The sequence below is a fragment of the Vibrio sp. 10N.222.52.B7 genome (genome assembly GCF_041474275.1).
GTDB classification, from domain to species: domain Bacteria; phylum Pseudomonadota; class Gammaproteobacteria; order Enterobacterales; family Vibrionaceae; genus Vibrio; species Vibrio crassostreae_C.
Map to the genome: position 1 here is coordinate 1 of NZ_JBFRTU010000657.1, position 294 is coordinate 294.

General features: G+C 39.1%; 1 protein-coding gene. It reads right to left on the minus strand.

Features of this window, described 5'->3' with window-relative positions; genetic code table 11:
- Nucleotides 1-284, minus strand: a 284-nt coding sequence (locus AB4512_RS24675; protein ID WP_372176105.1) for a sulfatase-like hydrolase/transferase, incomplete at its 3' end; no start/stop codon positions are given.
- Between the last annotated feature and the right edge of the window lie 10 nt (nucleotides 285-294).

Here is a 294-nt window from a genome sequence, read left to right on the forward strand (position 1 = left end):
TCGTCACTCATTGTTACAAACGGCACTTCTACTGCCTGCCTTGAAAAGTGTGATCCAGTGCCGTGAATCAAATATGGGGGGGCATTTACAGACGTTAGGCCATGGTCAGAAAAATAAATGATTTTATATGTTTTATCATACATTGTGAGTAGATCTCTAAGCTTTTCTATAAAAGCAACGCCATAAGCCACTGATTTTGAATAGCATACTAGGTACTTGTTATCTGAGGGTTTTAGTGAAACCTCCCCATCAAATCTCTTACAAAAGTCATAGTGTGACCCCATGGTATGAATG